This is a genomic window from Acinetobacter sp. ABJ_C5_2 (genome assembly GCF_044538485.1).
GTDB lineage: Bacteria > Pseudomonadota > Gammaproteobacteria > Pseudomonadales > Moraxellaceae > Acinetobacter > Acinetobacter nosocomialis_A.
In genome coordinates this window covers 25,544-35,133 of sequence record NZ_JBIUCS010000032.1, presented here as the reverse complement: position 1 = coordinate 35,133, position 9,590 = coordinate 25,544, and the positions used below count along the sequence as shown (strand labels likewise).

The window sequence follows — 9,590 nt, the reverse complement described above, 5'->3', positions numbered from 1 at the left end:
CCTGTATATATACGCAATTGAATTTTTCTCACGAATAAAGTTAATTTAATTCAGCATAATCATATTAAATTAAGATTAACTCATATTTATAGTATTTAAACTTTAAAAAAACCTAAGAATATAAAGCACAACTAAATAAAGGTTTAAATTTATAAAGATAGGCTTATAAAAAAGCTTTATTTTAAATAAAAATTAACCACTATCAATTGAGCAAATATTAATCAAATAAGTTATTTTTAAATACAATGTGCTCATTTGAACTGAAAACACCTTGGTAAATTTAAAATAACAGAGTTGCTTTCTCTTCTGTAAATAGTTGAATAAGTGGTTTGGTGAGTAATTCGTAGCGCCAACCTAACAAGTAATCGGGTAAATCTTGTTCATCACCTTTAGAAAGTACATGCTGATGAATTGCATTTAACCATTTCTTACGCAGTAAAACTTCTTTCGGAATGGAGGTTTGCCCTATAGCATTTGCAATTAACGCATCCATTTTATCTAGAGTTTCTCTTGACGTAATTTTAAAAGGTTTAGCAATTTTAGCTGGCCATTGCCCTTCTACTGGTAAATCCTTTAAAAGATCCAGAATAATCTTGCCATATTCACGAACAACATTTGGACGGATATCTCTTACTTGAGATAATTGAAAATTATTACGTGGATTTTTTTCGACCAAATCAATCATTGTCGAGTTTCTAAGGATAAAACTACGTGGCTGATTGGTTGCTTTAACTATATGTTCGCGCCATTCACTTAAATTCTGCAATTGCATTAATTGACGGCGTGAATGTCGATAGTTGCCTACATCTGTATAGAGTAATGACGTTGGTGTTTCACTAATAATTTCTTTGGTTAGACTACTACAGTCTTCAAGAACATATTCATAAAGCCCTTTTTGCTTAAGCTGATCCTTAATATGGTTAGCCAACTGCATAAGGTATAAAACATCATTTGCTGCGTAGCATAACTGTTGAGGAGACAAAGGTCTTGCTAACCAGTCAGATCGAGTTTGGTCTTTTTCAATGTCAATCTCTAAACAAAGCTTTAAAGCACCTTGATAGCTTACTTGTAAACCATGCCCTAAAAAGGAAAGTCCAACTTGAGTATCAAAAACATTTAATAGGTTTTGTTCATCAGCATAGTGATAGATTAAATCGATATCTTCACCACATGCGTGAAAAATATTTTGTTGAGCAACAAAGATTTTTTTCCAAAACTCACTTAAGTCTAGCGACACGCCATCCAGCAAATATACGTTTCCGTTGACATTGACTTGACATACTCCAAGTTTAGGCCAAAGGGTATCAACCTTAATAAATTCTGTATCAAGTCCATATGTTGAACATTGATCCATTTGTTGAAGAACATCAACCAATTCGGTTTGCTGTTGGATAAACTGAAACATGCTTTCTCAAGTAAATGCAAAGAGTGCTTTAAACTCTGGTATATATAACATAGCAATAGAAAAATGCTACTGAATCCATGATGAATAATCTATTTTTGAACAATTTTCCCAAAAAGAGATAATTTTTTGATCATTATTTTAAATTTTTCAATTTAAAATCCTTATAAAAATTTATTTTTTACAAACAGCTTTTTTTAATTTATATATTCATTAAGTCATTTTTAAAATATGTTTTTGTCTTTTAAAAAGATTTTTTTAATAATAAAACTTATATTTTAAAAAATCTTTGAAATAAGCACCGAGGTACTTATTTCATACGCATACGGTTATGTACCGCCTGACTTAATGTATGGCTATCAACATATTCAAGCTCACCACCTTGTGGTACACCTTGAGCAATACGTGTCATGTGAATAGGTAAATGCTTCGTCGCTTCAACCAAATAATGCGCTGTCGCCTGACCTTCTACAGTAGCGTTAGTTGCCAAAATGACTTCTTCGATAGTTCCTTGGCTTAAACGCTGGATTAGGTAAGGAATACCTATTTCTTCTGGCCCAATTCCATCTAATGGAGAAAGATGCCCACCCAACACATGGTATTTGCCACGGAAACTACCACTTTGCTCAATTGCCATCACATCTGCCGGAGATTCAACCACACAGAGCAATTGATCATCTCTTTCTGTTGAAGCGCAAATATCACAAATTTCGTGCTCAGTTAAAGAGTGGCAAACACTACATTCGTGGATATAACTTGATGCTTCATGTAGAGCATGCGCTAAAGCAAATGCACCTTCACGATTTTTCATCAATAGATGTAAAGCCATACGTTGAGCCGACTTCGGTCCAACGCTAGGCAAAATACGTAAAGCTTGAACGAGTTGTTCAAATCTATCACTAAACACTGAATTTCCTTAGAACATGCCCGCTAAGCCAGGAGGTAAACCCATACCAGAGTTAGCTTTTTGCATTTTTTCTTCAGAAACTACTTCTGCTTGACGCACAGCATCATTAACAGCAGCTGCGATTAAGTCTTCAATCATATCTGGTTCATCTTGAAGCAATTCTGGATTAATTTCGATACGTTTTACGATATAACGACCAGTCATGGTTACTTTAACTAAACCACCACCCGCTTCAGCGTGTACTTCAGTTTGAGCAAGCTCTTCTTTGGCCTTTTTTATATTTGATTCCATATCTTTTTGCATGCGCTGCGCTTGCTGCATGAGCATATTGATATTCATAAACCTAACTCCGTATCTCTACCAAATATAATTGATAGTCACATAACACTTCAGAACTTAAACTCTTTTAGTCCCTCAACCCATCATAAAGAGCATTGAGGTCATTACGTTTAAATCAAAATTAATCTGTAATTCTGACACAATAAATTAATGTTTTCTATTGGTATCTATGAAACTATTTTCGCTAACTCATGAGTTTAAAGCTTTCTGTGTAAAACTTTTCACTCTTAGAACCAGTTCTAAAATTTAAGTGCAACTATTGTGAGGCTTGAAGGTTTTTATTATCCGGTTTGTATTCATTTAAAGGCATTTTCTGAAAAGAGGCATTTGCCTTTTCTATGGAATGGTCTGCATCTTCAACTGATTTGTTCGCATCATTAATTAACAATACAGTTTCGCTAATCTTAGTCGGTTCGTCTTTTTGGGCAAATACTCTGTATCCAACCAAACCAATTGCCCCTATAGCGACTAATATAATTATAGGTTTAAGCATGGTTCAAAAACTCACTTTGTTATTTTTATTAAATTTAGAACTTTTATACGTTGTGATTTTAGAGTCATTTATAACAAAATGTAGTCTTTTTATTGCTTTCGTTGTTTGTGAGTAACAACATCATTAATAAAAAACCACACTAAAATAAGTGTGGTTTACTCTTAAATTTATAAATTAATTAGATTAAATCTAATCCACGTGAGATATCACCAATAATATCGTTAATATCTTCTAAACCAACTGAAACACGGATTAAACCTTCTTGAATTCCAGCTGCTTGTTTGGCTTCAGCAGAAAGTTTGCCGTGTGTTGTTGTCGCAGGATGGGTAATTGTTGACTTCACATCACCTAAATTACCAGTAATTGAAATAAATTTGGTGTTATCAATCACCTTCCAAGCACCTTCACGTTCGCCTTTAACAACGAAAGAAACAATCCCACCAAAACCATTTTGCTGTTTTGCAGCAAGTTCGTGTCCTTCGTGAGTTGGAAGGCCTGCGTAGTAAACTTTTTCTACTTTGTCATGGGTAGATAACCATTCGGCAAGAATTTGAGCACTCTCACAGTGTGCTTTCATACGTAAGCGTAAAGTTTCTAGACCTTTTAAGAAAACCCATGCATTAAACGGACTCATTGATGGCCCAAGTGTACGGACGACACCAAAAACCTCTTCTAACAACTGATGATTACCGACAACAGCACCGCCTAATGCTCGCCCTTGTCCATCTAAATATTTAGTTGCCGAGTAAATCACAAGGTCTGCACCAAATTTTAATGGTTGCTGCAAAACAGGCGTACAGAAACTATTATCAACCGCAAGTAATGCACCATTCGCATGTGCAATATCTGCAAGTGCTTGAATATCTGCAATCTCAGCTAAAGGATTCGATGGTGACTCAACAAATAAAAGTTTAGTTTCTGGACGTACAGCGTTTTTCCAATCGTCCAAATCACATAAATCGACAAATGTAATATCTACACCAAACTTGGCAATATATTTCTCAAACAAAGCGACAACTGAACCAAAAACTGCTCTTGAGCAAATAACATGATCACCCGCTTTTAAATATGCCATAGCAACTGACAAAATCGCGCCCATTCCAGAACTTGTCGCAACAGCACGTTCAGCACCATCTAAAGCTGCTAAGCGTTTTTCGAACATTGATACAGTCGGATTGGTAAAACGTGAATAGATATTTCCTTGAACTTGACCAGAAAATTTTGCAGCCGCTTCAGCAGCGTTTTCATACACAAAAGATGAAGTCAAAAAAATCGGTTCGCCGTGCTCACCTTCAAAACTACGAGTATGTCCGGTACGAATGGCTAAAGTATCAAGTTGGTATTCTAAATCATCAGACTGGTTCATTAAATGTTCGCCTTTACTGGTCATGTACTAAAAAACTATCATCATTTTGAGTGTCTAAGGTATTTAAGGTCAAGGTAAACCTGAAAATTATCGCTTAGACTTTATTTAATTTTAGTAAATAGTTGGCAAAGTAAGATGAAACGCTTAAAGTCCATTGCCTCTGAGCAAAGCCAAATCAAACACCTCACTACTCGACTATTTCAACCCGAAACACTGGTGTTGTCACAAAGCACACCTTATGAAGTCATCGGTCAATTTAATGAAACTCGTATTCGTTACTATGCGGCTGCTCAAAAGCGTTTTAAAGAACCATTAGTATTTGTTGCACCTCTAGCAATTAATATGGCGATCTATGATTTATATCCTTATCGTTCTCTTATTAAGCACTTCCAAAATACGGGATTTGACGTGTACCTTGTCGATTGGGGCCGTTTAGGGTTTAAAGATAGACATCTTAACTTTTTATCATTTATTGAAGATTTTATTCCTAAAGCTATAGGGCTTGTCCGCACTCATTCAGGAAGTGATCAAATTTCTCTACATGGATGGAGTATGGCGGGTATATTTGTTACTTTGTATACAGCACATAACCATCCAAATTATGTCAAAAACCTTATAGTGTTAGGTAGCCCAATCGATAGCTATGCTTCTGGCTATATCGGAAAACTCTACCGAACCATAAATAATGTTATTGGTCGTAATAAAAAACTTCAGGCACGTATCTACTCAGGTTTACCGAAGCGTTTAATTCATACTCCAGGTATTTTAAATTCTCTAGGATTTAAAATTCTTGATCCTAAAGGCTGGTTCGAGGGTCATATTCAATTACTTAAAAACCTTGATGATCTGCAGTTTGTACAAGAACATGCCACATTAAGTAGTTTTTTAAACAATATGATTGATTATCCTGGTGGTATTAATCAGGACATGTTATTCAACGTATGGCTACAAAATCCGTTGAAGCAAGGTTCTATTCTATTAAAAGATAAAAAAATCGAGTTAAAAAATATCGATTGTTCTCTTTTAGTTGGCGCTGGTCGTAGCGATCAATTGGTTACGGCGGATGCTGCTCAACCATTAAGCGAATTAACCAGCAGCAAAGATGTGACGTTTACTCTTATTCCTGGCGGGCATTTAGGACTAATGTCAAGCCAAGCAAGTGCTCAGGAATTCTGGCCAAAGCTAGCAGCATGGCTAATCGATCGTTCAACAAAAATTTAAATATAGATATGAAAAGCCCTTTAAGTAAAGGCTTTTATTTAACGCTTTCTATGAAATTCACTTCATGAGATGAAGCACAGATGACAATTTCATCGCCAAGAGACCACTCAGCAGCTCGGGCCGCCATTGCTGCTGGTACTTCTTCTGAGCCGGGTCCTGCGGGTACATTATAAGTTGCATGTGCATCATGAGGTAAAAGCACCCCATAACCTAACTCTAGTGCAGCACGAGCAGTAGCCGCTACACACATTTCGGATAGTACCCCACAAATTACAAAGGTTTGTACTCTGCTTTCATTTAGAATTTGCTGAAGTGGCGTACCATCAAACCCATTGTCATTGACTTTTCTTAATACAATTTCACCTTCTTGAGGAGGAAAAAATAGTTCCCATCCCCATTGAAATGGTTCATCTACAGTATCTAAAGCACCGTCATTTTCTAGAAAAATGACAGGTACACGTGCTAAGCGCGCCTTCGAAAGTAAAATATTAATTGAAGAAAGAAGTTGCTCTGCGGCTGGAACAGCCTCATTGCCTAATACAAAAACCTTTTGCACATCTACTACAATTAATGCATTAACCGAATTATTCTGGATTAAAATCTTTATCTCCTATCGACTTCAATAGCCCATTTCACACAACTTTTATAATGATATGAGCATTTTATTTCATTGGCTTCAAAGTTTTAAAACTTTTCGTATTTAATAATTTACAAACTAAAATTAAACTAGAAGGGTATCTTTTTAAATACAAAGTACCCTACCTTACTTTCGAAACTTCCGTCTTTTTGAATATTAAAATATTTTTTGACTACATCTGATGCATTCTCTTGTAGATATTTAAGCGTTTTTATCTGATCTTCAGGAGTTTTCATACGCTGTACCCAACTATCAAAATCTAGCATGAGTGATTGTTTATCTAAGGCAGTTAATTCAAAACCAGCATCTTCTATAAAGTAAACCCATTCTTTAATACTGTAATTTCTTACATGACTTGGGTCCCGAATCACCTCTATAGTTTGTAAAAACGTGTCTAAAATAGGAAAACTTGAGCTGATAATATCAACAAAAATAACTGTACCATTTGGCTTTAAAATACGGTTTATTTCTTTCATGGCCGTTGGTACATGCTGCCAGTGATGAGCAGAATATCGGCTAATCACTACATCAAATTGTTCATCAGTAAAAGGCATATCTTCAGCTATGCCCTGTTGTACGAAAATATTTTTTATTTTCCGAGCATTCGCAGCTTTTGAAACAGTATCAAGCATTTCATGAGATAAATCATAAGCAAAAACCAGATCGGCATGGTGAGCAACGTTATAAGCCACATGACCACCACCACAGCCTAAATCTAAAACTACAGCATTTGAATATTTCTCAATCTCTTTAATAAACTTATCAAACTCAACTCCTTCAGAGTGAGCTGTGCTATTCAAATAACTTAAAGATTTATTTTGGTACTGTTTTAAATTTATCTCATGTTGATTCAACATGGCTTATTCCTCTTCTTAGATGGGTTAACCATAAAAGAAAAAGTAGATAAAAAATAATGATTAGTTTTTAAATAATTAATAAAATAAAGTTATAGCTTAGTCACTTATGCAGTTATAGAAATGATACAATGAAGTTTAAAAGTTTTCTATATATTTGTTATTTATAATTTTAAATATAGAAAACCACCGAGAGGTGGTTTCTAAAAATAAAAGGCGAAGTTCATATTTAAAATCTACTTTGCCATAAATTTGATGTTGAACTTTCTTACCTGTTTTCTTACATCAGGATTAGAAGGTAAAACAAAAGGACTTGCACGCCATATTGCTTTTTCAATACTCGATTTAAACTTTGGATCTTCTTTATCTAGAAAAATAATTTGCTCAATCTCACCACTATCATTTAAAAAGACTTTAACACTGGCACTCATGCCTACTGAAGACGGTGGAATATCCCAAATTTTAAATATCTTTTTTTGATATTGTTGCTTATATTTTTCAGCCTCTAAAATAATTTTATCATCGCTACTTTTAGTCGGTGATAATGTCTTCGAGTTAATTGCACACCCAGTTAATAACAATATAGAAGTTAAAATAATAACTCTTTTCATTTATAAAACCAATTTTTTCAATGATTAAAATTTAACATTTTATCGTTTTAAAAACCACCTGACTGGTGGTTTTATACTTAATAGCTATTACTAAATACAATCTTAGTAAATTTTGCATTTCTGCTAATTTACTGGATTATTTAGTTTAACTATTCAATTTTAATTTTAAGTATTGACTTAAAATGATATTTTATAACGTGAATTAATATTTGAATGCTCCGGCATATCAGCAATATCCTGCTCAGTAAAAATTCCATGCTCAAGTACTTTCGTACCATTAAATGCAGTATTGACTGGGGTAATGGGAGACCTGGTAATATAATTTTCATCAGCTTTTTCCGTCAGTGACGCACAACCTTCTAGCCCAAACCCAGCAATAATGACAAATAATAATTTCTTCATTTGGCTCACCTGTTGTTATAAAAATCAAACAATCTAACAAATTATGCTTTGATTGTCACATACTTAAAACGATTAATCTCAGATCAAACCTTTAACAAATCTTAATGAAATGTAAACTAATTTGCATAAAATGTTAAATTGTGTAAAATACCTAAATAATTTAACGATATGTTTTAACTCATGGTCTTTCTACTTTTTTTATTTTTATTATTTACATTCGTGCTTCTTTTAAATGCTCATTACAAACAATAGGAGCAGCGATTAGCCTTTCATCTATGATGTCCAACTATTTTTTTAAAAATAATAAGCTTTTACAGGCACAATAAATTAATTCTCGTAATCTACAATTTTATAAAAATAAAAAAGCCCGCTTTGTAAGCAGGCTTTACCCTTTTGATTTTTTGCGCTGATCATTCAGGACTTTTTGCTGTTTGTGACAGCGCTCGGATATTACACTTATACTTAAAGATTAAAAAGACTAATCTTTTTTAAACTGATGTACTTACTCATCAAGTTCTATAGGATCACCATCTTCTGGACGAATATGACGTGTGCCATCATCAGCTGGGTCAACACTAGATCCATCCTTAGTGATCGAGTTATACATTTCATCCTCTTTTTTATCATCTGTGAATTCTTCATCTTCAAAATCAAGAGGCTCGTCATCATCTTCAAAATTTAAAGGCTTTTCTTCATCTATCATGTGAACCATCCTTTTTAAGTTATGTGATTTTATGCTCAATTAAATGTCAGATATATTCAACAGTGAACACACATCATTTATGTAACGAACACTTAAGAAGTATTAAAAGATATAAAATTTAAAGAATGTTATTCGAAGTACTTTAAGAATTCCTCAATAACAGGCAAATGGTCAAAACTTTTATGAGCGTTCGCTAACTCCACCCATTCATGTTTTGACTCTATACAAAAATTAAGCTTTAAGTCCGGATTAAATGATTGTTCCAAAAGCCCTAATGGTATCCATATATAGTTTGTACCATTAATTTTATTAGGTACTGGCGAACCACACTGATTACAAAACGACGAGGTAAAACCAGTCTCCTTTTTATAGGTAGCGACATATTCACTTCCAGCTAACCAGTTAAATTGGCTTTCTTTCACTAAAGTAGCCGCATTCGCTCCTGTACCCGTTTGTTTTCGGCATAAACTGCAATGACAGTGGTAAACCGTTTTTATTTCACGGGATATAGAAAACTTTACTTGATTACATAAACAAGAACCGATGTTACTCATATAATGTATTTAATTCATCACTATGAAATTTCAATAATGACGTTAAATATTTATTATGTATATATTTTTATTGTTTAATATAAAATAAGATCTAAGCATTT

The 9,590-nt window shown here is 34.0% G+C and carries 12 protein-coding genes; 1 reads left to right on the top strand and 11 read right to left on the bottom strand.

From position 1 onward, the window contains the following. Positions 1-280: 280 nt before the first annotated feature. The 5 genes from ACH8JV_RS17170 to ACH8JV_RS17150 all read right to left on the bottom strand — a co-directional run bounded on the left by ACH8JV_RS17170 (position 281) and on the right by ACH8JV_RS17150 (position 4,507). Positions 281-1,405 carry a ribonuclease D gene (locus ACH8JV_RS17170; RefSeq protein ID WP_396522690.1) on the bottom strand — a complete coding sequence of 375 codons (1,125 nt, stop codon included), beginning with the start codon at positions 1,403-1,405 and terminating at the stop codon, positions 281-283. 307 nt (positions 1,406-1,712) lie between these two features. Further along, a complete protein-coding gene (recR, locus tag ACH8JV_RS17165) occupies positions 1,713-2,309 on the bottom strand; it encodes a recombination mediator RecR (RefSeq protein ID WP_000490551.1) in 597 nt (198 codons plus the stop codon). Positions 2,310-2,318: 9 nt separating this feature from the next. Then, positions 2,319-2,648, bottom strand: a complete 330-nt coding sequence (locus ACH8JV_RS17160; protein WP_001024697.1) for a YbaB/EbfC family nucleoid-associated protein — start codon at positions 2,646-2,648, stop codon at positions 2,319-2,321. Positions 2,649-2,904: 256 nt separating this feature from the next. Beyond that, positions 2,905-3,141: a hypothetical protein gene (locus ACH8JV_RS17155; protein WP_032047530.1), complete on the bottom strand. Its 237-nt coding sequence runs from the start codon at positions 3,139-3,141 to the stop codon at positions 2,905-2,907. 178 nt (positions 3,142-3,319) lie between these two features. Then, the gene (locus ACH8JV_RS17150; protein WP_025465269.1) at positions 3,320-4,507 is read right to left on the bottom strand and encodes an O-succinylhomoserine sulfhydrylase; all 1,188 of its coding nucleotides are present in this window, start codon (positions 4,505-4,507) and stop codon (positions 3,320-3,322) included. A 135-nt stretch (positions 4,508-4,642) separates the two neighbouring features. On the opposite strand from ACH8JV_RS17150, the gene ACH8JV_RS17145 reads away from it, so the two are divergent. After that, positions 4,643-5,728 (top strand): alpha/beta fold hydrolase, encoded by a 1,086-nt coding sequence (locus ACH8JV_RS17145; protein WP_396522687.1) that lies wholly within the window; start codon positions 4,643-4,645, stop codon positions 5,726-5,728. Between the two features lie 34 nt (positions 5,729-5,762). Here the strand turns inward: ACH8JV_RS17145 and ACH8JV_RS17140 are convergent, their stop codons facing one another. From ACH8JV_RS17140 to ACH8JV_RS17115, 6 genes are all read right to left on the bottom strand, one after another. Then, positions 5,763-6,335: an isochorismatase family protein gene (locus ACH8JV_RS17140; RefSeq protein ID WP_396522692.1), complete on the bottom strand. Its 573-nt coding sequence runs from the start codon at positions 6,333-6,335 to the stop codon at positions 5,763-5,765. 119 nt (positions 6,336-6,454) lie between these two features. Next, positions 6,455-7,222 (bottom strand): class I SAM-dependent methyltransferase, encoded by a 768-nt coding sequence (locus ACH8JV_RS17135; protein WP_396522685.1) that lies wholly within the window; start codon positions 7,220-7,222, stop codon positions 6,455-6,457. 233 nt (positions 7,223-7,455) lie between these two features. Then, positions 7,456-7,830: a TonB C-terminal domain-containing protein gene (locus ACH8JV_RS17130; protein WP_263613651.1), complete on the bottom strand. Its 375-nt coding sequence runs from the start codon at positions 7,828-7,830 to the stop codon at positions 7,456-7,458. A gap of 177 nt (positions 7,831-8,007) precedes the next feature. Continuing rightward, positions 8,008-8,232, bottom strand: a complete 225-nt coding sequence (locus tag ACH8JV_RS17125; RefSeq protein WP_396522683.1) for a hypothetical protein — start codon at positions 8,230-8,232, stop codon at positions 8,008-8,010. Between the two features lie 502 nt (positions 8,233-8,734). Beyond that, a complete protein-coding gene (locus tag ACH8JV_RS17120) occupies positions 8,735-8,935 on the bottom strand; it encodes a hypothetical protein (RefSeq protein WP_002049802.1) in 201 nt (66 codons plus the stop codon). A gap of 128 nt (positions 8,936-9,063) precedes the next feature. Beyond that, positions 9,064-9,489 carry a GFA family protein gene (locus tag ACH8JV_RS17115; protein WP_396522681.1) on the bottom strand — a complete coding sequence of 142 codons (426 nt, stop codon included), beginning with the start codon at positions 9,487-9,489 and terminating at the stop codon, positions 9,064-9,066. Positions 9,490-9,590 lie beyond the last annotated feature (101 nt).

Bases quoted from the DNA above. Each gene is read 5' to 3' on its own strand.
- ACH8JV_RS17120 (WP_002049802.1), bottom strand. From the start codon at position 8,935: ATGATAGATGAAGAAAAGCCTTTAAATTTTGAAGATGATGACGAGCCT.
- ACH8JV_RS17155 (WP_032047530.1), bottom strand. From the start codon at position 3,141: ATGCTTAAACCTATAATTATATTAGTCGCTATAGGGGCAATTGGTTTG.
- ACH8JV_RS17170 (WP_396522690.1), bottom strand. From the start codon at position 1,405: ATGTTTCAGTTTATCCAACAGCAAACCGAATTGGTTGATGTTCTTCAA.
- ACH8JV_RS17125 (WP_396522683.1), bottom strand. From the start codon at position 8,232: ATGAAGAAATTATTATTTGTCATTATTGCTGGGTTTGGGCTAGAAGGT.
- ACH8JV_RS17130 (WP_263613651.1), bottom strand. From the start codon at position 7,830: ATGAAAAGAGTTATTATTTTAACTTCTATATTGTTATTAACTGGGTGT.
- ACH8JV_RS17145 (WP_396522687.1), top strand. From the start codon at position 4,643: ATGAAACGCTTAAAGTCCATTGCCTCTGAGCAAAGCCAAATCAAACAC.
- ACH8JV_RS17115 (WP_396522681.1), bottom strand. From the start codon at position 9,489: ATGAGTAACATCGGTTCTTGTTTATGTAATCAAGTAAAGTTTTCTATA.
- ACH8JV_RS17135 (WP_396522685.1), bottom strand. From the start codon at position 7,222: ATGTTGAATCAACATGAGATAAATTTAAAACAGTACCAAAATAAATCT.
- ACH8JV_RS17160 (WP_001024697.1), bottom strand. From the start codon at position 2,648: ATGAATATCAATATGCTCATGCAGCAAGCGCAGCGCATGCAAAAAGAT.
- ACH8JV_RS17150 (WP_025465269.1), bottom strand. From the start codon at position 4,507: ATGAACCAGTCTGATGATTTAGAATACCAACTTGATACTTTAGCCATT.